At 57.4% G+C, this 21,521-nt stretch carries 20 protein-coding genes; 13 read left to right on the forward strand and 7 right to left on the reverse strand.

The genetic code is table 11. From position 1 onward, the window contains the following. Positions 1-8: 8 nt before the first annotated feature. On the reverse strand, positions 9-1,166 hold the full coding sequence (gene hpxO, locus ACZ3HG_RS02700) for an FAD-dependent urate hydroxylase HpxO (protein ID WP_191932303.1): 1,158 nt from the start codon (positions 1,164-1,166) through the stop codon (positions 9-11). Between the two features lie 254 nt (positions 1,167-1,420). Here hpxO and ACZ3HG_RS02705 point away from each other — a divergent pair, with 254 nt between their 5' ends. The 3 genes from ACZ3HG_RS02705 to ACZ3HG_RS02715 all read left to right on the forward strand — a co-directional run bounded on the left by ACZ3HG_RS02705 (position 1,421) and on the right by ACZ3HG_RS02715 (position 3,098). Next, entirely contained in the window at positions 1,421-2,053 is a 633-nt protein-coding gene (locus tag ACZ3HG_RS02705; protein WP_191932304.1) for a hypothetical protein, read from the forward strand. Positions 2,054-2,178: 125 nt separating this feature from the next. Next, positions 2,179-2,625, forward strand: a complete 447-nt coding sequence (locus ACZ3HG_RS02710) for a DUF441 domain-containing protein (RefSeq protein WP_062743327.1) — start codon at positions 2,179-2,181, stop codon at positions 2,623-2,625. 47 nt (positions 2,626-2,672) lie between these two features. Further along, positions 2,673-3,098, forward strand: a complete 426-nt coding sequence (locus ACZ3HG_RS02715; protein WP_465331729.1) for a hypothetical protein — start codon at positions 2,673-2,675, stop codon at positions 3,096-3,098. A 444-nt stretch (positions 3,099-3,542) separates the two neighbouring features. Here the strand turns inward: ACZ3HG_RS02715 and ACZ3HG_RS02720 are convergent, their stop codons facing one another. Further along, positions 3,543-4,817 carry a Glu/Leu/Phe/Val family dehydrogenase gene (locus ACZ3HG_RS02720; RefSeq protein ID WP_191932306.1) on the reverse strand — a complete coding sequence of 425 codons (1,275 nt, stop codon included), beginning with the start codon at positions 4,815-4,817 and terminating at the stop codon, positions 3,543-3,545. 405 nt (positions 4,818-5,222) lie between these two features. Between ACZ3HG_RS02720 and ACZ3HG_RS02725 the strand changes: the two genes are divergently transcribed. The 4 genes from ACZ3HG_RS02725 to ACZ3HG_RS02740 all read left to right on the forward strand — a co-directional run bounded on the left by ACZ3HG_RS02725 (position 5,223) and on the right by ACZ3HG_RS02740 (position 9,011). Beyond that, positions 5,223-6,551, forward strand: coding sequence for a D-serine ammonia-lyase (locus tag ACZ3HG_RS02725; protein WP_191933086.1), 1,329 nt, complete (start codon positions 5,223-5,225; stop codon positions 6,549-6,551). A 152-nt stretch (positions 6,552-6,703) separates the two neighbouring features. After that, complete coding sequence (fabV, locus tag ACZ3HG_RS02730; RefSeq protein ID WP_191932307.1) at positions 6,704-7,903, forward strand: enoyl-ACP reductase FabV; 1,200 nt, start codon at positions 6,704-6,706, stop codon at positions 7,901-7,903. A gap of 118 nt (positions 7,904-8,021) precedes the next feature. Further along, positions 8,022-8,366, forward strand: coding sequence for a hypothetical protein (locus tag ACZ3HG_RS02735; RefSeq protein WP_191932308.1), 345 nt, complete (start codon positions 8,022-8,024; stop codon positions 8,364-8,366). 87 nt (positions 8,367-8,453) lie between these two features. Beyond that, positions 8,454-9,011, forward strand: a complete 558-nt coding sequence (locus tag ACZ3HG_RS02740; RefSeq protein ID WP_191932309.1) for a hypothetical protein — start codon at positions 8,454-8,456, stop codon at positions 9,009-9,011. Positions 9,012-9,069: 58 nt separating this feature from the next. Here the strand turns inward: ACZ3HG_RS02740 and ACZ3HG_RS02745 are convergent, their stop codons facing one another. Next, positions 9,070-9,576 carry a phenolic acid decarboxylase gene (locus ACZ3HG_RS02745; RefSeq protein WP_191932310.1) on the reverse strand — a complete coding sequence of 169 codons (507 nt, stop codon included), beginning with the start codon at positions 9,574-9,576 and terminating at the stop codon, positions 9,070-9,072. Between the two features lie 101 nt (positions 9,577-9,677). Here ACZ3HG_RS02745 and ACZ3HG_RS02750 point away from each other — a divergent pair, with 101 nt between their 5' ends. Next, entirely contained in the window at positions 9,678-10,592 is a 915-nt protein-coding gene (locus tag ACZ3HG_RS02750; RefSeq protein WP_191932311.1) for a LysR family transcriptional regulator, read from the forward strand. Here ACZ3HG_RS02750 and ACZ3HG_RS02755 read toward each other — a convergent pair. Then, the gene (locus ACZ3HG_RS02755) at positions 10,589-11,743 is read right to left on the reverse strand and encodes an MFS transporter (protein ID WP_465331733.1); all 1,155 of its coding nucleotides are present in this window, start codon (positions 11,741-11,743) and stop codon (positions 10,589-10,591) included. The two genes, ACZ3HG_RS02750 and ACZ3HG_RS02755, sit on opposite strands and share 4 nt — an antisense overlap. A gap of 284 nt (positions 11,744-12,027) precedes the next feature. On the opposite strand from ACZ3HG_RS02755, the gene ACZ3HG_RS02760 reads away from it, so the two are divergent. Next, positions 12,028-12,402 carry a hypothetical protein gene (locus ACZ3HG_RS02760; RefSeq protein ID WP_191935920.1) on the forward strand — a complete coding sequence of 125 codons (375 nt, stop codon included), beginning with the start codon at positions 12,028-12,030 and terminating at the stop codon, positions 12,400-12,402. Positions 12,403-12,419: 17 nt separating this feature from the next. Here the strand turns inward: ACZ3HG_RS02760 and ACZ3HG_RS02765 are convergent, their stop codons facing one another. Further along, on the reverse strand, positions 12,420-13,451 hold the full coding sequence (locus ACZ3HG_RS02765) for a LacI family DNA-binding transcriptional regulator (RefSeq protein ID WP_465331736.1): 1,032 nt from the start codon (positions 13,449-13,451) through the stop codon (positions 12,420-12,422). A 111-nt stretch (positions 13,452-13,562) separates the two neighbouring features. Between ACZ3HG_RS02765 and ACZ3HG_RS02770 the strand changes: the two genes are divergently transcribed. Continuing rightward, a complete protein-coding gene (locus tag ACZ3HG_RS02770) occupies positions 13,563-14,567 on the forward strand; it encodes a Gfo/Idh/MocA family oxidoreductase (RefSeq protein ID WP_465331738.1) in 1,005 nt (334 codons plus the stop codon). An 80-nt stretch (positions 14,568-14,647) separates the two neighbouring features. Here the strand turns inward: ACZ3HG_RS02770 and ACZ3HG_RS02775 are convergent, their stop codons facing one another. Together ACZ3HG_RS02775 and ACZ3HG_RS02780 are read right to left on the reverse strand one after the other, a co-directional pair. Continuing rightward, a complete protein-coding gene (locus ACZ3HG_RS02775; RefSeq protein WP_191932316.1) occupies positions 14,648-15,679 on the reverse strand; it encodes a Gfo/Idh/MocA family protein in 1,032 nt (343 codons plus the stop codon). 139 nt (positions 15,680-15,818) lie between these two features. Beyond that, positions 15,819-16,736, reverse strand: coding sequence for a bestrophin family protein (locus ACZ3HG_RS02780; RefSeq protein ID WP_191932317.1), 918 nt, complete (start codon positions 16,734-16,736; stop codon positions 15,819-15,821). Positions 16,737-16,970: 234 nt separating this feature from the next. On the opposite strand from ACZ3HG_RS02780, the gene ACZ3HG_RS02785 reads away from it, so the two are divergent. The 3 genes from ACZ3HG_RS02785 to ACZ3HG_RS02795 all read left to right on the forward strand — a co-directional run bounded on the left by ACZ3HG_RS02785 (position 16,971) and on the right by ACZ3HG_RS02795 (position 21,509). Further along, on the forward strand, positions 16,971-18,311 hold the full coding sequence (locus tag ACZ3HG_RS02785) for an LLM class flavin-dependent oxidoreductase (RefSeq protein WP_465331741.1): 1,341 nt from the start codon (positions 16,971-16,973) through the stop codon (positions 18,309-18,311). 74 nt (positions 18,312-18,385) lie between these two features. Then, complete coding sequence (locus tag ACZ3HG_RS02790) at positions 18,386-18,865, forward strand: GNAT family N-acetyltransferase (protein ID WP_191932319.1); 480 nt, start codon at positions 18,386-18,388, stop codon at positions 18,863-18,865. Between the two features lie 253 nt (positions 18,866-19,118). After that, on the forward strand, positions 19,119-21,509 hold the full coding sequence (locus tag ACZ3HG_RS02795) for a TonB-dependent receptor domain-containing protein (RefSeq protein WP_465331743.1): 2,391 nt from the start codon (positions 19,119-19,121) through the stop codon (positions 21,507-21,509). Positions 21,510-21,521 lie beyond the last annotated feature (12 nt).

Genomic DNA, 21,521 nt, shown 5'->3' on the forward strand with positions numbered 1-21,521 from the left:
CACCGCAGCTACGCCAGCGGGCCACCCTGGATGGTTTCACTCATCCCGCTCAGGATCCGCTCCCCGGACTCCTGCTTCAGCCCGGCATACCATTCGGCAGTCACGGCAGGATCTTTGGCATGGGTGATATCGCAGCGTTTACGCGCTTTCAGCACCAGGTCTTTGACCCGGTCAGCGCGTCTGTGCTGGTAGCGCAGCAGGGCGTCTTCAATGCCCAGCGAGTGGCTCTGTAAGGTCATTGCCAGCACCACCGCATCTTCCATCGCCGCACAGCCGCCCTGGCCGATATCCGGGGTGGTACTGTGGGCCGCATCGCCCAGCAGCGCGATGCGGCCCTTCACCAGCCGGGAGAAAGGGTCGATATCGTGGATCTCGACGCGGTTGGTGGTGTCCGGGTTAAGCCGGGCGATCAGCTGCTGCACCGGCGCGGCCCAGCCGGAAAAGTAACGGGTCAGGTCGTCGCGCAGGGTACGACGATCCTCCGGCAAGCCTTTCGGCAGCGGTACGTCAAAGAAGAAGTAAAACCGGTTGCCGGCAATGGGCATCAGCGACACGCGCTTGCCTTCTCCGACAAAGGTCGTCCACTGATTGCCGGGTGCCAGGGACTCATCGATCTCCACCAGCCCGTTCCAGTTAACATAACCGGCATAGCGCCGTTCAGCGGCGTAGCCCAGTACCGACTGGCGGATCACCGAATGGGTGCCGTCACAGGCGATTAGCAAATCGCCCTCAGCCTGACTGCCGTCGTCAAAAAAAGCCGTCACGCCATCAGCATATTGCTCAACGTGGCTCACGCGTTTACCAAACTGCACCTGCTCACGTCCCCATGTATCCAGCAGCATGCCCTGCAGTTCAGCGCGGGCCACCGGGTAAGGGCGCTCACCCGCAGCCAGCACCAGCGGATCCAGACTGAACTGCGTCAGGGTCTCTGCGCTAAAGGCATCCTTATAGGCCATCGCGTGCATCGGCCCGCCAATCGCGCGCAGTGCCTCTTTCATTCCCAGATAATTCAGGCATTTGACGCCATTAGGCCAGATGGATATCGCTGCACCGACCGGTTTGATCTCTTTGACCGCTTCATACACCTCGCTGTCGATCCCACAGCGCTTCAGTGCGATAGCGGCGCACATTCCACCGATACCGGCACCAATAATGATTGCTTTCATCTGATTCTCCTTGGCCTCTTTAGCGATCATGAAGCAATTTCCATACCAGGCGGTGATATCGACGCCCACGGCGTTGCAGGCGGGGGCTGCGGGCAGTCTGAAACGAAGGTTGCAGCAGGATGCCGCGTCGTAATGATGCACTGCACCGGTATCGTGCGTAACCGTTGCAACTTTTGTTCAGTCTTTGAAGGTTGCGCTGGTAATTTCTGTGATTTTTGCCAAAGTAACCTTCTGCCCCCTTAAGAGATATGGATATGACCACGATTGCCTGCCTGCACGCGGCGCGGAGTAATATTGAGGTGTTCGAACAGGCGCTGAACGCGCTGGATTATGATGACGTACAGCTGTTACACCGCGTTGAGGCCGATCTGTTTGCCCGCACGCAGGGTGAGCAGGGCGTCACGCCGGAGGTTATCGCTGCCACGCGCCAGGCGATTGCAGAGCTGTGTCAGCAGGCCGATGTGGTGATCGTCACCTGCACCACGCTGGGTGTGGCGGTGTGGGACGCGGAATTCAGCAAGCCGGTGCTGCGGGTGGATGCGACGCTGGCGAAAGTGGCCTCGCGCTATCACGGTACCATTCTGGTGCTGTGTACGGCCCAGTCGACGCTGGCCTCCACCACCGAGCTGTTCAGCGCCTTTATTCCCGGCAACCGGCTTTACGTCGAGCTGGTACCCCGCGCCTGGGCCTGGTTTAACCAGGGGGATATTGACGGCTATCATCAGCAGATCGCCGACTATATTCAGCAGCGGCCAGAGTGTGCCCTTGGCTGCATCGTGCTGGCGCAGGCGTCGATGAGCGGGGCGGAAAAACGTGTCAACAGCACGCTGGCGGTACTGAGCGGTCCGCAGGTCAGCCTGCAGGCCGCCCTGGAGGCGGTGCAGTAATTTCGCCGTTGAACCGCGGGCGGGCGGGATTGCGCAGAAAGAGGGAAAAAATAGTAGAGTCGTTACGGAAAATGCTTATGCTGTTAGCACAAGATGCTATGTCACTGTTTATCAGGAAGATGAAAATGTTCGATCTGTCCCTCGCCATACTGCTGTTCCTCGCTGCTCTGAGCTACTTCAGCCATAACATGACGGTCACCATCGCGCTGCTGGTGCTGGTCGCCATCCGCATGACGCCGCTGCAACAGACCTTTCCCTGGATTGAAAAACAGGGAGTGACGGTGGGGATCATTATCCTGACCATCGGGGTGATGGCCCCCATCGCCAGCGGCACGCTACCCGCCACCACCCTGATGCACTCCTTTCTAAACTGGAAGTCGCTGCTGGCCATTGCGGTAGGCATTTTCGTTTCCTGGGTTGGCGGGCGCGGCGTGACGCTGATGAGCAGTCAACCCACCGTGGTCGGCGGCCTGCTGATTGGGACGATTATTGGCGTTTCATTATTCCGCGGGGTGCCCGTCGGGCCCCTCATTGCCGCCGGCCTGGTGTCGCTGATGATCGGGAAATCCTGACCGGATATGCTATCCTGCCGCCATCATTCTTACAGACCGGAAAACATGTGAGCACTAAACAGGATAAACGTAACAAACGCGCCAAAATTAAGCAGAAGCAGGCGAATAAAACCCGCGCCCACGGCCGGCAGATGGATGCCATCGGTCGCCAGAACTACGAGGCGACACCGGAGATGGTGGCACTGTTCACCACGTTGCCGGAGCTGGATGAAAGCGGCGATATGCCGTTTGTCGTGCCGGTTTACCACTGGTCGCTGGCGGAATATGGCTTTGATGGCAGCAATGACGAAGGGGATAAACTGCAGGTTGCCGCGCTGTGCGTGATGTACATTCACTGGAAAACCAGCGAGGGTGCCACCACCCTGGTGCAGAATGAGCTGATCGAAGCTGCGCTGCGCCTGGTGGAGGAGAACGACGCCTTTAAGCAGCGTTACCAGCAGGCCGAAGCCGAAGCGGGCATCACCAAAGCCTGAAAAAAGGGCAGGCAACGTTCGTTGCCTGCCAGTCATCCTGCCAACCCTACTTCAATGTATCCCGCCTGCGTTGCGACGCAAGCGTGGGCTACCTTTTACCTCTCCGGTCAGTTCGTCAGTTGGCACTGTGATGTCTGAGCGGAGCACATATCGTTTTAATGAGATTCACTCATTTTCTATCATAAAGAATGATAATAAATTATCTTTTATGTTCGGCTGATTCGCACAGAAAGGCGCTTTTGTCGCTAACAGTGCGGACGACAGTAAGGGAAAGGGAATTTAAATTCCATTTATAAAGTTAATGAAACATAAATTCTTTGAAGCGGATCAAACTTATGCCGGAGGGAAGGATGGAGGTGATAGTTTTGATAGATGCTATCAGGCGCTGAAAGGGTGGAGGATAACCGCAGGTAGCGGGGCAGACATCTCCACCCCGCTCACGCATCAGCCAGGATAGATACCGCGATCTTTACGCGCCATCAGAATGCGTTCACAAGCCACAATGTAGGCGGCGGTACGCAGGCTGCAGGATTTCTCCCGCGATTTTTCCCATACGTGTACCATCGCTTCCGTCATGATCTTATCCATGCGCTCGTTGATTTCGCTCTCGCTCCAGAAGAAGCTGGCCATATCCTGAACCCACTCAAAGTAACTGACGGTAACGCCGCCGGCGTTACAGACCACGTCCGGCACCACGGTGATGCCGCGTGAGGCCAGCACATCGTCGGCTTCCGGGAAGGTTGGGCCGTTCGCCCCTTCCAGCACCAGGCGACAGTGCAGTTTTTCCGCACGCTGGCGGGTGATCTGACCTTCCAGCGCCGCCGGGATCAGAATATCCATCTCCACGTCCCAGAAAGCCTCATCGTCGATCACTTCTGCACCGCTGAAGCCGGCAATCTTTTTGTTGGCCAGTTGCCATTCACTCAGCGCGACCAGGTCGATACCGGCCGGATTATACAGGGTGGCGGTATGGTCCTGGATCACCACCACGCGCGCGCCGGCATCGTTAAACAGGCGGGCAGCTTCACTGCCGACGTTACCGAAGCCCTGAACGGCGACTTTGGCACCTTCAATCTCGATGCCGCTGCGGCGAGCCACTTCGCGACCGGTAATAAACACGCCGCGTCCGGTGGCTTTTTCACGGCCCAGCGATCCGCCCAGATGGATCGGTTTACCAGTGACCACACCGGTGATCGTGGTGCCCTGGTTCATGGAGTAGGTGTCCATCATCCACGCCATCACTTTAGAATTGGTACCGACGTCCGGTGCGGGAATATCTTTTTGCGGGCCGATAATCAGGCCGATTTCACTGGTGTAGCGACGCGTCAGACGCTCAAGCTCCCCTTCTGACAGGCTGAATGGATCGACACGGATACCGCCTTTCGCTCCCCCGTAGGGCAGGTTGACAGCCGCACATTTGATGGTCATCCAGGCAGACAGGGCCATCACTTCATTAAGATCGACGTTAGGATGGTAACGCACGCCGCCTTTGCCTGGTCCACGTGACAGGTTGTGCTGAACGCGGAAACCTTCAAAGTGGCGAATGCTGCCATCGTCCATCTGCAGGGGGATGTCGACAATCAGGGCACGTTTAGGATGACGCAGGGTATCCACCCAGCGCGACAGGTCACCCAGATAGGGTGCGACACGATCGATCTGTTGTAAGTAAGTTGACCAGGCCGTTTTGCTGCCTTCAGAAACGTAAGAGAGCTTTTCCATAACAAACCTTTTTTGTTTAGCGCCTGTCCGTGTGGCGTATGACATCGCGGGCGGGTGGCGCTTAGTTATAAATACTGTAATACCGTGGATGACTCAGTACATCTCACTGAGTCGCGGATAATTTAACATCAAAAAAAGGTTTCAAAGTTTTTAAAATATTGTGAAATGACGGTGTGGGCAGGGATTCTCACTGCCTGATTGCATAGTTAGCAGCTGCCCCTGCAGCGACCTGCTATGGCAACAGTTGGCAGACGGTAATTATGCAGATAAAATGCATATCAGAAATTTTCTTATATTTTTCAAAAATTTGAATGAGATCAAACTTTGGCTTTTAGCGGGTATTTATCCACTCGCAGCCAACATCAGTCCGCTCACTGTACCGTGACAGGAGAAGTCACCATGTTAATGGATGTTGAACGCCTCAGGCAGGATTTTCCTCTACTTAATGAGCTTTGTTCCTTACAACCGGTTACCTGGTTTAATCCCAAGTCCACGACACTCAACGAAGCCTACCCTTACGTAGGATTGACCCGTGAGCAGGTGGCAGAAGCCAGTGCGCGCCTGCAGCGTTTTGCCCCCTGGCTGATGGAAACCTTTCCCGAAACCCGGCCGTGGCAGGGCATTATTGAGTCTGAACTCTGTGCGTTACCGCAGCTGCAACCCGTCCTGGATGCGCGCTACGGGCAGACGCTGGGGGGCAGGCTGTGGCTGAAAAAAGACAGTCATCTGCCCGTTTCGGGATCAATCAAAGCCCGGGGAGGCATCTATGAGGTGCTGGCTCATGCCGAAAAACTGGCCATCGACGCCGGGTTGTTGACCACCGCTGACGATTACCTGCGCCTGTCCGGACCGGCGTGTCGCCAGCTTTTCAGCCAGCAGCGCATCGCCGTCGGCTCCACCGGTAATCTTGGGCTCTCTATCGGCATTATCAGCGCCAGCCTGGGGTTTGACGTCACGGTACACATGTCGGCCGACGCCAGAGCGTGGAAAAAACAGATGCTGCGCGAGCGTGGCGTCAGGGTGGTGGAGTATCAGCAGGATTACGGTGTCGCGGTGGCGGAAGGACGTCGCCAGGCCGCCGCCGACCCACACTGTTTCTTTATAGATGATGAGAATTCGCACAACCTGTTTTTGGGCTATGCGGTGGCCGGGGAACGTCTGAAGCAGCAGTTCGACGCGCAGAAGATCGCGGTGGACGCCGATCGTCCGCTGTTTGTCTATCTGCCCTGCGGCGTGGGCGGCGGCCCCGGCGGGGTGGCTTTCGGCCTCAAGCTGGCGTTTGGTGATCACGTACACTGCATTTTTGCCGAACCGACGCACTCTCCCTGCATGCTGCTGGGGGTTCACACCGGACTGCATGACCGCATCGCCGTGCAGGACCTGGGCATTGATAATCTGACCGCTGCTGATGGACTGGCGGTAGGGCGTGCTTCGGGTTTTGTTGGCCGTGCGATGGAGCGATTGATCAGCGCCTTTTATACGGTCAGTGACCAGGAGATGTATGCGCTGCTGGGGCTGATGCAGCAGCATGAGTCGCTGGCGCTGGAACCTTCTGCCCTGGCCGGGATGAGCGGACCCTGGCGTCTCAGCGCCCATCCACAGCAGCTGGCGGAGCAGGGGATAGATGCCTTCGCCGGGGCAACCCATCTGGTGTGGGCCACGGGCGGCGGTATGGTGCCGGAAAAGGAGAGGGCAGAGTATCTGATGCAGGCTGAAAAGGCGCTTAATCTCTGAGCAAATGCCCGCGATAACGCCGCTGTGGTGTGATAAGCGCGTTTCCGGGCTTTGCCTGAACCGAGAGAAACGGTATTCTAGCGCCCTTATTTCATGAAAAATGACGACTCGCAGCAAGACGGGTCATTAGCGTTTCATATACTGAGGTCAATATGATTATTAAACCACGTATCCGTGGCTTCATCTGTGTTACTGCCCATCCCGAGGGCTGTAAAGCGAACGTAGCAAAACAGATCGAGTATGTCACCGCTCAGGGCGCGATCGCCTCCGGCCCGAAGAAAGTGCTGGTGATTGGTGCCTCTACAGGTTACGGCCTGGCGGCACGCATCTCTGCTGCGTTTGGCTGTGGCGCTGACACGCTGGGCGTGTTCTTCGAGCGTCCGGGTGAAGAAACCAAGCCAGCGACCGCAGGCTGGTACAACTCTGCGGCCTTTGAAGAATTCGCTACAGAAAAAGGCCTGTATGCGAAAAGCATCAATGGTGACGCCTATTCTGATGCCGTAAAGCAGAAAACCATTGAACTGATTAAAGAAGATCTGGGTCAGATTGACCTGGTCGTTTACAGCCTGGCGGCCCCGCGCCGTACGCATCCAAAAACCGGTGAAGTCTTTAACTCCACCCTGAAGCCCATCGGTAAGCCGCTGACGACCCGCGGTCTGAACACCGACAAAGAAACCCTGACTGACGTTGCGCTTGAGCCCGCGAGCCAGGAAGAGATCGACGGCACCGTGGCGGTGATGGGCGGCGAAGACTGGCAGATGTGGATTGATGCGCTGCTGGAAGCTGGCGTGCTGGCTGAAGGTGCTAAAACAACCGCCTTCACCTATCTGGGCGAAAAAATCACCCATGATATCTACTGGAACGGCTCTATCGGTGAAGCGAAGAAGGATTTGGATAAGCGTGTTCTGACCATCCGCGATACCCTGGCCGCTCACGGCAACGGCGACGCGCGCGTTTCCGTGCTGAAAGCAGTAGTGACTCAGGCCAGCTCTGCTATCCCGGTGATGCCGCTGTACCTGTCACTGCTGTTCAAGGTGATGAAAGAGAAAGGCACCCATGAGGGCTGTATTGAGCAGGTCTACGGCCTGTTTAAAGACAGTCTTTATAACGCCTCGCCGATTCTGGATGACACCGGACGTCTGCGCGCTGATTACAAAGAGCTGCAGCCAGAAGTGCAGGACGAAGTCGCCCGCCTGTGGCAGACCGTAACCGACGAAACGCTGAACGATGTGTCTGACTTTGCCGGTTACAAGGCCGAGTTTATGCATCTGTTCGGCTTTGGTCTGGACGGCGTGGATTATGCCGCGGATGTGAATCCCGATGTGAAAATTAAAAACCTGGTACAGATGTAATTCTGTCACAGAGAATAAAAGGGCAGCCTCAGGCTGCCCTTTTTTTTATGGCAATCCAGAGAAAATAGAATAAACTTATTTTTCACCTTCAGGATAGTTCGGCATTTAAGGCAAATTTATGATGATTTGGAGCGGCGTTGGTTTTTTTATTGCCGTGTTTATTTCCATCGCCTACGTCATCTGTCAATGGCTATTCGATGTTTTCTGGCCGGTCGGTTATTATTCGGCGCACTTATGGACGGTGGGGGTAACCCTGATCCTGTCCGCTACCCTGTCGCTGGCTCTGGTTTTAGCCCTGAGAAAAGAAGCATTTATACTGCTGATTGCCCGGATGACGGACAGCCGTCCGATGTATCAGGCAGAGATAACGCATCAATTCTTTTTTGTTCCTGTGCGTTACTGGCCGTTAATTTTATTCTTAACGGGAGTCGGGCTGTGCATGTGGGAAATGTATGGTAAATAGACTGACTCTTTCGAGAGTAATCTGATAGTTCTCACGCCGGTAATATTAATACAATAAAACTTAATTTGAAGATGGAAGGTCGAATAAATGAAATTCACTAAATCAATGACTCTGGCTGGTTCCCTGTGTATGGCTGTTGCATTAAGCAGTGCTGCAAATATTGCCGTAGCGGCAGAAGCGAAAACGACGACAGCAGGCGCGGCAGCATCGCAAAAAGTCTCGCTGCTGGGCGACCATCTTGCTTTCAACCTGCAAGGGTATGAAGTACAGCCTGTTCCCGGCGGTGGCCCGGGCAAAATGTACGTCAACAAGGCGGAAAAACGCGTCATGCTGATCGGTGAAGATGACATCCCGGTCGCCGGTCGCGGTGCAACGGATGCCGATTTCATTAATGGCATGAAATCCATCAAAGACAAACAGAAACAGGCTTCGCCGGACTATAAAGTTCTCAGCGAAAAGACAGAAAATGTCAAAGGTCTGGAAGTCTATCACATCGAAGCCACCGATAAGATGGATGGCAATAACGTGCAGCAGGCCACGCTGCTTTCTGCGGCAGATAACAAGTTCACCGTGATTCAGGTGATCTCGAACGCCAAAGACAAAACCGGCCACGCTGCCGCCGTGAACAATATCCTCGCTAAATAAGCCCCGATACTGTCAATAACGGTGACAAGGGGCGGCCCTGACGGGGCCGCCCCTTCTGCTATAATCCCGCCGGGAAATCTGCTGGTAATTCACTGGCTGCACAGTTAATCACCTCTTCATTGTTCTCTCCGCAGTCGCGGATTAGCGTCAGCGTCGCAAACTCATCAATCACTTCAACCGGCCAGACTGGACCTGCATCGCGATAGGCCTCCATCTGTGCAATATGATCATTCTGGAAGCAGACGGTCTGCTGCGGATTATTCATCACCCAGCGCGGGAAGAAGATGGTGCCGTGGAAAATGTTATCGCTCAGATTCACCACCAGGCTCACGCTGGTCCCGGTGGGTTCATGCCATGAAATTTTATAGACTTCGGCAGCAATGCGGACGATAAAGGCCTGCTGATCTTTCACCCAGCGATTTCCTACCATCCCGCTGTGGATACGGTAGTCTACCGTGTTGGCATTTTTCACATAGATCTCGTAATCCCAGCCATTGTCGTAGGTATACACCAGATGTTTGCCCACGAACTGACTCAGGTCATGCTGATTAAAACGGGTCATCATGTTTCTCCTTAATAATGTCAGCCCCTACTGTAACTCTGGATTTTTTCGATGAATAACGCTAATTTTGTGACAAAATGATCTAAATTTTCGATGAGAAGTCCATGTTAAGCAAAACCAGCATTGAACAGTGGGAGCTATTACAGGAAGTGATCGCCTGCGGCAGCTTTGCGCGCGCCGCCGAACGGGTCAATCGCAGCCAGTCGGCGATCAGCTATCAGCTGGGACTGATGCAGGAGCGGCTGGGCATTGCGCTGCTGACGCCGCAGGGGCGGCGGGCCGTGCTGACCCCGGAAGGTCAGATCCTGCTGGCACAGGCCCGGCCATTACTGGATGCGTTTCACCAGCTGGAGAACCGCGCTGCTTCGCTGAAAGCGGGGAGCCGGGCGCGAATTGATCTGGTGGTCGACAGCATCTTTCCCCGGGGACTGTTGTTTGGCGTGCTGCGTCAGTTTCAGCAGCGCCACCCGGCCACCCAGGTACACCTGACGGAGGTGTTGCGCGGGGAAAGCGCACAGCAGTTGCAGCAGCGGCAGGCGGATATTCTGATCCTGACGCGTGAAAGCTGCGGGCAGTGCCCGGCCGAAAGCTTGCTGGATATTGATTTTATCGCTGTAGCCCAGCGCGACCACCCGCTGCTGGCGCTGGCGTCCCCCCTGAGCCACAGCACGCTGGCCAGCTTTCCTCGGGTGGAAATTCGCGACCGTCAGCGTCAGCAGGATGGCCAGCCGGCTGCCTCAGAGAACTGGACGTTTACCAGTATCGAAGCCGCCGTTGAGGCGGTTCTGCACCAGGTGGGATACGCCTGGCTACCGGCGTCACAGATTGCCCCATGGCTGGAAAGCGGGGAGCTGCAGCGGCTGCCCCTGAGCAGCGGCCAGCGGCGCACCAGCTCGCTGTGTATGTTGGTTGACCCACGCGTTCAGGCTGAGGAAGGCGAGATCGTCACGCTGCAGACCCTGTTTCGTGCCCTGCGCCCGGCGCAAACTGCGGCAGAGGAGGGCGGAGTTTCTTCTTAGCTGAAGTCAAACAGCAGCAGTCCGGAGACCACGGCGCTCGCCAGCGCCCCTGCCAGCAGGCCGTTCATCCCACCGTAAGAGGTCAGCAGGGTGGCCCCCAGCGACGGCCCCAGCGCCATGCCTCCGCCAATCACCAGATTGATGTTATTCATCAGCTTTCCGTCGTTGTCCAGCGCGGCGACGTGCGCCATGGTGAAGGGGGCCAAAAAGGTCCAGGTAAATTTAAAGATGATGGCAGCCAGCACAAAGCGGATCGCCAGCGGATGATGGACCAGTAGCATAATCGCCAGCACCAGCAGGACATAGCCTGTCCACAGCAACGTGCCGGGGCGGAAACGTGCGGCCGTCACTGCCGCGCCCACTGCGCCAATAATACCCGCCACTGTCGCCACGGCCAGAATGTCACCGCTCTGCTGCGCGGACAGGCTGGCGCGTACAGCAATCTCACCGATAAACGTCCAGACGGCACTCAGGCTGACGTAAAACAGCAGGACGGCAAGGATCGCGCACAGTTTGCGCCGCTTCGGGGCCGGTCTCTGCGCACTGGCGCTGGCCGCCGCAGGCTGAAACCCCGCAGGCAGGTAGCGCAGCAGCGGCAGGCTGCACAACATCAGGAATGCCAGCAGCAGATAGACCACGGCAAGGCCGAAATGAGCGAACAGCGGCGGCAGGGCAAGCAGGCCGACGGTGCCCAGCAGCAACTGGCCCAGCACCCAGTAAGCATAGATGCGCCCGGTGTTGGCCGCGGCGGCGGCGCAGGTGATGCTCAGGATCATCAGCGTGCCACCAGCCAGCGAGGCAATAAACCGGCAGACCATCAGCAGGTCGACGCGGTGGGTCAGCGCCGAGAACAGATTACCCAGAATAAACACCGCACCGGCCAGCGCCGCTATTTTCCGCCAGTTTACTTTCCCGCTCCACCACCAGGCCGGCAGCGTAGCTGCACTCATTCCGCCGAGTTCGCAGGAAAACAGGTGGCCGATCTGTAGTGTCGAAAGCTGCCACTGGCTGTGTAACTGCGTGGCGACTGCCGGTGCCATCATTAATACACCGGGCGAAACGGCGGCCAGTATGACCACCGCAGCAAATAAGCCGGGCGGGAAGTGAACGGCAGGCGGTGAAAGGGGGGCGGACACTGATTTCGCTGGCATAGTTTTGCTCCTGAAATAGCCGATTTATTGTTCAATGGCGGGATGAAAAGCGGATAATAGGGCAATGTCAGCAGCGGAAAGGGTAACTTTGTGGCATTCATAAAAATATTGGGCGGGGGTTGACCTCAGTTATCTCAGGCATGCTGTAAATGTGTCGCGTAGGAGGAAATAATAAAATTTAACCCTGCCCGGCAAGTACTGTGGATAGCTGGCGACATTTTTTGCTATCATTAGGAAAAATCGTAAATAATCCTGCAACAGCAGGATACTGACCTGGTGAGAAGATGAATAAATTTGCTCCGGTTTTGTTAGTCGCACTGCTGGCGACGGGTTGTACCCTGCCTCATCGATCGGCTCCGGCGGGTAATCCACCGCCACCGCCTGTCTCTCAGCCGCAGACGTTATCCAGCTTCGACTCCCGGGTCGCTCAGTGTCGTAATGAATTGCAGGTGATGCAGGCGTATAACGTCAGTGTTTATCAGCAGTATAATCAGCGCTTCGACCGGGTCACTGGCCAGCTGGCAAAATACCTGGAAATACGTGACAAAATCGGCAGCGATATTGCTGATGTCGCCACCCCGAAATATGAATACAACGTGCGCCGGGTCTGTGAAGATATCCGCAGTACGCTGATGCAGCTGATCATTAAAGAAGTCTGATGCGATCTCCGGGCCGGTTATTCCGGCCCCGGGGACATATTTTCCCGCGTATAGAGCATTAGCCCGACTTTCCCGTCCTGATATTCCGTGGGGACGATCTCCCGCTCCAGCCGGTTTAACATCAGCGCCATCGTCCGGCGGGCGTGTTCACGCGTATTCTGATCCAGCGTCAGCACCACGGCATGATCCGCCAGCAGTGTGCGCGTGGTGGGGTAAAGCTCGTGCGTAATAAAGCGGGACCGGTTCAACAGCCGGTGCCGGGCGAGCACCTCTGCAATTTCACGATTTCCCAGTCCGGTGTTGTAAATACCCTGAATCTCCTGGCGATGATAAAGCTGTTCTTCCAACAGGCGGCTGACCTGCTGGCGGTCGTCCCGGGCAGCCAGCACTTTATGCACCCGCAGATGGGGAAACCTGTCGGCAATCACCGCACTGAATCCCTCCACCCGCTGTCGATGCGCCAGGTAGTCGAAGCGTCCGCTGATAATGATGATGTCCCCGGGGGCGTTTAGCATGTTGCCCATCAGTAACCCCGCCGTTCGCCCCGCCTGAAGCTGGTTGATCCCGACATGGCACAACCGCGCCGCGCCGGGGAGATCGGTCACCAGGGTGATCACCGGTACCTGCTGTTCCCGGCAGTGTTCCAGCGCGGCAAAGATCGCCGGGTGTTCATGGGCAAAAACGATAATCCCGTCGCGGCTGGCTGCTGCCCGCACGATATGTGCTGCCAGCTTTTCCGGCTCGGCTTCTGCGATCAGCGTGCGGTGCAGGGTGACATGACCATAGCCCAGCTGGCCGGCAAGCTGGCTGAAATCCTGAGAAAGCTGGCTGAAGAAAAAGGCGTCGCTGCTACTGAGCAGCAGTTCAATCTGCCAGGGCTGACGATGCGCGTCGGGCAGTTCTCGCTTCAGCCCCGCCTCTTTTGCTGCCTGCAGCACCCGCCGCGTGGTGGCCGGTGACACGCCACCCCGTTCATTAATAACCCGATCAACCGTGGCAATGCCCACGCCTGCCTGCTTTGCCACCGCTTCCAGCGTGATCTTCTTCACCCTTCACTCCGTATGATGGCTTCCCATCAAAATGTCGTTTCAGCAAGTATATTCGTTAACGTTATCCTGGCAACGAAACGTTAACATTTAACCAAAACAGGCGTCGCAACCATGGCACAGAAACGTAAGTTTGCCCTGCTGGGCACAGGATTTATCGGTCAGGTTCATGCAAAAAATCTGGCCGACCACCCGGATGTTGAGCTGGTGATGGTGGCTGACCAGGACAGCGCCCGCGCCGGTGAGGTTGCCGCGCGTTACGGCGCACGGGTGAGTACCGTGCTGGATGCCATCAATAGTGATGCCATCGACAGCGTGCTGATTGCCACCTCTACGCCCTCCCATGCGGCGTTCCTGACCGCCGCTGCCGCCGCAGGCAAGGCGGTATACTGTGAAAAACCGATTGACCTGTCGCTGGATAAAGCGCGGCGGGTGGTGGATGACGTCTCCCGCTATCCGGTGCCGGTCACCGTCGGGTTTAACCGGCGATTTGACCCCAGCCACAATCAATTAAAGCAGCATCTGCAGCAGGGCCTGCTGGGTAAAGCCGAGCTGATCCAGATGGTCTGTCGCGCCTCTGCGCTGCCGCCGCTGAGTTACCTGCAAACCTCCGGGGGGCAGATGCGTGACCAGGCCATCCATTTCTTCGATCTGCTGCGCTGGCTGACCGGGGACGAGGTCGACATCATCGGCGCACTGGGTTCGGCGCTGGCGATGCCTGAGATCAGCGCATTTGGCGATGTGGACACGTCAGTGCTGATGATGAAGATGACCAGCGGGGCGCTGGCACAGCTGGATAACACCCGCCGTACCGGGTATGGCTATGAGGAGCGTATCACCCTGCTGGGGTCAAAAGGCATGGCGGAATCCGGCGCACAAAGCCCGCAGGGAGCCACGCTCTATACCACCGAAGGGATCACCCGTCCGGCCCTGTACGCTGACTGGTTTAGCCGGGTGAAAGAGACCTATTATCTGCATCTGGATGCCTTTGTGCGCTCACTGAACGGCGAGGCGGTATCGGTTCCCGGCCTGCAGGACGGGCTGCAGGCGCAGGCGATAGCTGAAGCCGCGGTGAGGTCGCTGGAAACAGGCAGTTTCTGTCAGGTGCAGACGATATAACATCAGCAGGGGGCCCGTACAGGCCCCCTGAAAGTGTACTGCCGTTTGTCGTGGTACAGCCGTCGGGCCGGGGGGAAAGGTTATTTTTCCTCGTTAAACACCTGACCAATCTGACGACGTACTTCATCCATCGCGCTTAACGTGGCCAGCGACGCCGACAGCGGACGCACCGGCGATTCAGTTTTCCCCTGACCGACGCACCAGGCAAAATGCACCGCCTCATGGAACAGTTGATCGTAACGGTTACGCGGCTCGTCGAAGTGCAGCACTTTCCCTCCCTGGCTGGCGGTCAGCGTAAACGGGCCGGGGGCATAGAACGACCCGGCAATATTCAGCGAGGCATCGCGCCCGGCAATCACCGCACCGCCCGGCGTATTGCTGAACAGCGTGGTATTCAGCACCGAGTGCATTCCGTTGTGGTGCGTCAGCAGCATCGAGGCCTGTCCGTTCACCCCGCCAGGCACCGGCTGCCCGGTGGCATAAATGCTGGCAGGCGCACCGGCCACCTTGACGCTGAAGCCAATCAGATAGCTGCCCAGATCGAGCATCGGGCCACCGGCGAGATCGGCGTTAAAAATACGGTGATCGGGGGTGAAATATTCCCCGTGGTCGGCCAGCAGGGTATGCAGATCGCCGAGCGCACCGTCTTCCAGCAGCTGACTGATGACGTCATATTTTGGCAGGAAGTCACACCACATCGCTTCCATACACAGCAGGCCTTTCTGCTGTGCCAGTGCCGCCAGCGCCCGGCCTTCAGCGGCGTTGAGCGCCAGCGGTTTTTCAATCAGTACGTGTTTACCCGCGTTCAACGCCTGCAGTCCGTCCGGGTAGTGATGGTTGTGTGGCGTGGCGATATATACCGCATCAATATCCGGCTGGGCCAGCAGCTCTGCGGCACTGCCAAAAGCCTGCGGGATCGCCATCTCACGAGCGAAAGCGTCGGCACGTTCCTGTGAGCGAGAGGCGACCGCCACCAGCTGCTGTGCGGTGCCTGTTTTCAGGGCTCTGGCAAACCGTTCGGCGATCCATCCCGGGCCGATAATCCCCCAGCGCAGGACAGGCACGGTTTTGGCATCAAGGGTACGGGGTTGGGGTAACTGCGAAGGAAACATGAACGCTCCTGACATAAGGGGTAGGGTGATGATTTCACTATAGTCAGCAGCAGGAACAGGCGGAACGGCTTTGATGATGGGTTCCCATCAATCGGCAGGCAGACGGGCGAGCCTGCGGTGGCGGTTCGCCCGTCAGCCATCAGGTCAGATTAAATTTCGCGTCAGGCTGGTGTGCCGGCGGCAGTGGGGTCAGGTCGTTCATCTCGCTGAGAATGCGTTCAATGGTGTTACAGATGGCGTCCAGCGGCAGATCGTTCGGGGCGATGCCAAACGGATCTTCCAGCTCTTCCGCCAGCGACTCCAGCGACAGGAAGGTGTAAGAGATAAACACCGACACCAGCGGCGTCATGTAGTGCAGATCGGCCACCAGAGCGAACGGCAGCAGGGTGCAGAACAGATAAACCGTGCGGTGAACAATCAGACTGTAGGCAAAGGGGATCGGCGTGGTGCTGATACGCTCGCAGCCCCCCAGAATATGCGCCAGATCGTTAAGATTGCCGTCCATGCCGTTATACAGCAGGTCAGGAATTGCACCTTCGTCACGGCGGTCTGCCAGCCAGCTCCCCATACACAGCAGCAAACGGTTGGCGCGAAACGGACTGGCCAGTACCTCTTCCTGTACGCTTTTCGGGGCCAGACGGCAGATATCCTCGCGGGCGTCGGTGCCGCGCAGCTGGTGCTTCAGGCTCCAGCTAAACGCCATCAGCAGGCCGCCAAGCTCACGCACGGCGGCGGGGTCACGGCGCAGTGCGCCACGGGCCTGGCGCAGCAGGGAACGCTGGGCGATCAGCAGACCGCCCCACAGCGTGCGCGCTTCAACAAAACGGGCATAGCTGGCGCTGTTACGAAAGCCGAGGAAGATGGCAATCGCCACCCCCAGCAGGCTGAATGGGGCGGTGGTCAGGCGAACGCCGAGAGTTTCATACCACTGATAACAGATCACGGCGAAGACGGCCATCAGCAGGTTAAGGCTGAGGCGGAACAGAATTTTCGATAATACCGCCCCGTGCCAGGAGAACAGGCGCGGGAACCAGTGCTGATGGGGACGTACGATCATAACGCAGGACTTCCAGAGTAGTAGCGGGCAAATAACATCGGGTTAACCAAAGCGCCACATCATACCGGGCCGCACGGGCGAGGAAAACGTAAACCTGCTGCCATACTCTCTCCGGCCGGCGGAAACGCGCGCTGGATAGTCTAAATGCGGCATTGCAAAGCGGATATTGGTATTTAATTCCGCAGCGGTTTTATGGAAATCTGGGGGCATATTCACCATCACAGGGAGAGAACCATGAGCCAGAAAACCCCACAGCGGATCAAGCTCGGCCTGATGCTACAGGGCGCAGGTGGCTTTATGAACGCCTGGCGTCACCGCAGCGTGCCTGCCGATGCCAGCGTTAACGTCAGCTGGTATCACCAGTTAGCCCATCAGGCAGAAGAGGCGGGGCTGGACTTTCTCTTTGTCGCCGACGGCCTGCATATCAATGAAAAATCTCTGCCGCACTTCCTCAACCGCTTCGAACCTGTCGCTCTGCTGTCGTCGCTGGCGGCAGTGACCCGACGTATTGGCCTGGCGGGGACCATTTCGACCTCCTACAGCGATCCGTTCACTGTGGCGCGCCAGCTGGCGTCGCTCGATCTGTTAAGCAACGGCCGGGCGGGCTGGAATGTGGTGACCTCGCCGCTGGCCGGTTCGGCGCGTAACTTTGGTAAAGATCACCCGGAGCACGGTGAGCGCTATGAGATCGCCCGCGAATATATTGAGGTCGTACAGGGTCTGTGGGACTCCTGGGAAGAGGGGGCCTTCATTCGCGATCGGCAGAGCGGCGAGTTCTTCGATGCCAGCAAGCTGCACAAGCTGAATCACCAGGGCACGCATTTTTCAGTGGAAGGGCCGCTGAATATCCAGCGGTCTGCGCAGGGCCAGCCGGTTATCTTCCAGGCCGGTGCCTCGGCGTCGGGTATCCGGCTGGCCGCCGCCTCGGCGGATGCGGTATTCACCAATGCGCGCACGCTGGAAGAGGCCCGGACCTATGCCACTGAGCTTAACCGGCAGGTGCAGCAGCAGGGCCGCACCCCGGTAGGGATCTTCCCCGGGATCAATCCGATCGTTGGCGCAACGGCGGCAGAAGCGGAAGAAAAATACCGCTATCTTCTGTCACTGCTGTCGCTGGAGCAGGCGCTGAACTATCTCGGCCGCTTCTTTGACCATCATGACTTCAGCCAGTACGATCCGGACGGCCCGTTCCCGGAACTGGGTACGCTGGGAGAAAACAGTTTCCGTTCCACCACCGATCAGATTAAGCGCCTGGCGGCAGAAGAGCAGCTGACGCTGCGCGAAGTGGCCTTCCGCACCACGCTGCCGAAGGGGGAGTTCTTTGGCACGCCGGCACAGGTGGCAGAGACCTTTATTCGCTGGGTGGAGCAGGGCGGTGCCAGCGGGTTTATTCTCTGCGGGCCGGTACTGAATGAAGCGCTGGACGATGTGGTGCGCCACGTGCTGCCTGTCCTTGAAGCCCGCGGCTACTGGCACAACGATGATACCCACATCACCCTGCGCGATCGGCTGGCTATCCCGGCGCGGCCTAACCGTTACAGTCTGGCACGTGAACATTTGCGCCAGGCAGGCTAGGGCATTTTCACTTTAGTCAGCAGGATGAAGCGGTTATGCTGACGGTCATCAACCGTCACACTCAGGGAATAAGCATGACTACTGTTATCCGTCGCGCAGAGCGTCAGGACGCAAAACTGATCCTCGCGATGATCGCCGAGCTGGCCGACTATGAAAAAGCGCTGCACGAAGTGGTGGCCAGCCAGCAGGATATTGAAAATTCACTCTTCGCGCCCGGATCACCCACCGAGGCGCTGATGTGTGAAGTGGACGGCGAACCGGCCGGATATGCCGTGTTTTTTACCAGCTACTCGACCTGGCTGGGAAAAAACGGTATTTACCTGGAAGACCTGTACGTCAGTCCGCGTTTTCGCGGCCAGCAAGCCGGAAAAACCCTGCTGCGCCATATTGCGCAGCAGGCGGTGGCGCGCGGCTGCGGCCGTCTGGAGTGGAGCGTGCTGGACTGGAACCAGCCGGCCATCGACTTTTACAAAAGCATCGGTGCTGCGCCCCAGGATGAGTGGGTACGCTACCGCATGGAAGGCCAGGTACTGACGGACTTCGCCGCGTCCTGACCCCTCACAGCATGAGCGCTTCACCAACAGGCACCCCGGATGGGGTGCCTGTTTTATTTCAGCATCAGAGACCGCTGAGTATCATGTTGCAATGAATTGACTATTTCTGTCACATTATGATTGATAATGATTATCATTTGTATATGATGTCGCAAATTATAACGCTTTTTGCCCTGCCTGCAGGGCCTTGTTCGTTGATATTTCTGAAGCCGTTGTTGAGCGAATACCAATAAAAACATCGCAGGTATTTCGCATGATTAAGTTTTCATCCCCTCAGGGATTACTGCACACCTCACTTGTGGCAGGGACCCTGCTCAGCGTGACCCTCTCCGGCAGTGCAGCTGCCGATAGCGACCGTAACGCGGTGACCGCTAAAGCCCGGCAGCAGAATGCAGCCACAACGCCTGACGACGACGCGGTGATGACCGTGCTGTCGCCCGTGGTAAAAAATGTGGCCGGCAGTTCGGTGACCCTCAGTGCCGCAGAGATACAGCAGCGTGGAGGCAATGATTTTGGCTCCATCATGCGCTACCAGCCGCTGATCGGCGCGGTAGGCAGCAGTGGCGGTTCTTCCACCGGGAAAAGCGGCTTCGATCGCGGCGGTTACACCGGCTATAACATCCGCGGGCTGGAAGGCAACCGCGTCGCCCTCGACGTCGACGGGATCCCTCAGCCTGAGGCCACCGGACGCAGCTATGCCAGCCGTGCCGGGGTCAACACCTTCGGTATCGGGCGTGACTACATTGACCCGTACCTGTACGGCCGCGTTGAGATCGAATCCGGTGCCACGGCCACACAGCGCGCCAATACCGCGCTGGGCGGCACCGTCTCCTTCCTGCCCAAATCTGCCGATGATTATCTCACCCCGAATAAGCACACGGCATTCGGCTTCCAGAGCGATTACGACTCCTCCAGCCGCAGCTGGCATAACGGCATCACCGCCGCTGCCGGAGATGACACGCTGCGTGGCCTGGTGGTGTACAGCCGCCGTGATGGCCAGCAGACGCGTAATAACAGCGATGAGTTTGACGCTTACCCGGCCAACTGGCACTCCGATGCGCTGTTAACCTCGGGCATCTGGCAGCCGAACGACGAGCATAAACTCACCGGTACGGTCGACTTCTACAGCAAGGTGAATCACACCCATTACGACAGCTGGAACAATAGCGGCACGGCTATTGACGGCACTGCCAGCCAGCAGAGCAATACCCGGCGCTGGGGCTTAAGTCTGAAAGATGAGTGGACGCCTGCCAACGCGTGGATCGACAGTCTGAGCAATAAGATCTACTACCAGCATACGGAAGCGCACGACAACACGCTGATGCCGTTAGCGACCGGCGGCGCGATGCAGCGCGTTTACTCTGACTACAACGTCAACACCTGGGGCTATGAGGCGCAGCTGACAAAAAATCTGGGCCGTCACGATCTGCTGGCCGGGATCAACGGACGCCTCTCGGAAACGGAACGTCCGTTCAGCCAGTCACCGGCACAGAGCGGTACGGGCATGACCACAAAGCCCGAGGGCGACAGCCGCACCCTGGTGCTGGGTGCCTTTGTCCAGGACAGTATTCTGTTTGACCTCGACGGTCATGCGTTCTCAGTGGTGCCGGGCGTGCGCGTTGCGCATCAGGAAACCAAACCGCAGAACCTGGGGAATATGGCCGCCGGTACTGACGTACTGACGCCGGAAGACGCAGAGAAGCTGTACGGGAAAACCAACAGCGACACTCAGCTGTTACCGTCCATCAGTTTCAACTACGACCTTACCCCGCAGCTGATGACGTACGTGCAGTACAGGCGCGGTGCGCAGTTCCCGAACGCCAGCCAGCTCTACGGCTCGTGGAACCTGGGTTCCAGCTATTTAGGTAACCGTCAGTATGCCCTGTTAGGCAATACCGATCTGGATACTGAAACCAGCAATAACGTTGAGTGGGGCATAAAAGGCCAGGCCACCGAAGGCGTCACGCTGCACGGGGCCATGTTCTACAACACCTATAAAAACTTTATTGCCTCCACCCGCTACACCCGCGCGGGCGCACCGGACAAGTTCGTCAATGTCCCGGCGAATATTGCCACCATCTATCAGGCGGAAAACCGCGATAAAGCCTATATCTGGGGTGGGGAAGTCAGCACCAAAATTAACTATGGTACCTGGTTTGAAGAGGTAAACGGCCTGAGCACCACCTTTGCACTGGGCTACAGCAAAGGTCAGGCAAAGTCCCGCTATGACGGTGACAGATATGTTGACCTCGACAGCGTAGCCCCAATGAAAGCCGTCGTGGGCGTCGCGTGGGATGATCCGGCACAGCGCTTCGGTACGGCACTGACCGCCACCTTTGTGAAAGGCAAGCAGGCACAGAGCACCAGCCGCAACAGCTATCAGAACAGCGGCACTGCGCTGGCCGACAGCACCACAGAATATACCCGCGTGCCGGGTTACGGCATGCTGGATATGACGGCGTGGGTCAGGGTGGCGAAAAACGTTAAGCTGAGTGGCGGCGTGTATAACCTGACCGATCGCCAGTACCGGGATTACCTCAGCAGCCGCGATCTGACGGACGTCACCGCCCGCGATGCTAACGATCGGGCGCTGGCGGTGATGCCGGGGCGTAACTTCCAGCTGGGGGTGAACGTCGACTTCTGAGGGGGATAGCCG

Source organism: Erwinia sp. PME.40.26/001, from assembly GCF_055556675.1.

Coding starts and splice junctions, on each gene's coding strand:
- hpxO (WP_191932303.1), bottom strand. CDS start 1,166: ATGAAAGCAATCATTATTGGTGCCGGTATCGGTGGAATGTGCGCCGCT.
- ACZ3HG_RS02705 (WP_191932304.1), top strand. CDS start 1,421: ATGACCACGATTGCCTGCCTGCACGCGGCGCGGAGTAATATTGAGGTG.
- ACZ3HG_RS02710 (WP_062743327.1), top strand. CDS start 2,179: ATGTTCGATCTGTCCCTCGCCATACTGCTGTTCCTCGCTGCTCTGAGC.
- ACZ3HG_RS02720 (WP_191932306.1), bottom strand. CDS start 4,817: ATGGAAAAGCTCTCTTACGTTTCTGAAGGCAGCAAAACGGCCTGGTCA.
- ACZ3HG_RS02725 (WP_191933086.1), top strand. CDS start 5,223: ATGGATGTTGAACGCCTCAGGCAGGATTTTCCTCTACTTAATGAGCTT.
- fabV (WP_191932307.1), top strand. CDS start 6,704: ATGATTATTAAACCACGTATCCGTGGCTTCATCTGTGTTACTGCCCAT.
- ACZ3HG_RS02735 (WP_191932308.1), top strand. CDS start 8,022: ATGATGATTTGGAGCGGCGTTGGTTTTTTTATTGCCGTGTTTATTTCC.
- ACZ3HG_RS02740 (WP_191932309.1), top strand. CDS start 8,454: ATGAAATTCACTAAATCAATGACTCTGGCTGGTTCCCTGTGTATGGCT.
- ACZ3HG_RS02745 (WP_191932310.1), bottom strand. CDS start 9,576: ATGATGACCCGTTTTAATCAGCATGACCTGAGTCAGTTCGTGGGCAAA.
- ACZ3HG_RS02750 (WP_191932311.1), top strand. CDS start 9,678: ATGTTAAGCAAAACCAGCATTGAACAGTGGGAGCTATTACAGGAAGTG.
- ACZ3HG_RS02755 (WP_465331733.1), bottom strand. CDS start 11,743: ATGCCAGCGAAATCAGTGTCCGCCCCCCTTTCACCGCCTGCCGTTCAC.
- ACZ3HG_RS02760 (WP_191935920.1), top strand. CDS start 12,028: ATGAATAAATTTGCTCCGGTTTTGTTAGTCGCACTGCTGGCGACGGGT.
- ACZ3HG_RS02770 (WP_465331738.1), top strand. CDS start 13,563: ATGGCACAGAAACGTAAGTTTGCCCTGCTGGGCACAGGATTTATCGGT.
- ACZ3HG_RS02775 (WP_191932316.1), bottom strand. CDS start 15,679: ATGTTTCCTTCGCAGTTACCCCAACCCCGTACCCTTGATGCCAAAACC.
- ACZ3HG_RS02780 (WP_191932317.1), bottom strand. CDS start 16,736: ATGATCGTACGTCCCCATCAGCACTGGTTCCCGCGCCTGTTCTCCTGG.
- ACZ3HG_RS02785 (WP_465331741.1), top strand. CDS start 16,971: ATGAGCCAGAAAACCCCACAGCGGATCAAGCTCGGCCTGATGCTACAG.
- ACZ3HG_RS02790 (WP_191932319.1), top strand. CDS start 18,386: ATGACTACTGTTATCCGTCGCGCAGAGCGTCAGGACGCAAAACTGATC.
- ACZ3HG_RS02795 (WP_465331743.1), top strand. CDS start 19,119: ATGATTAAGTTTTCATCCCCTCAGGGATTACTGCACACCTCACTTGTG.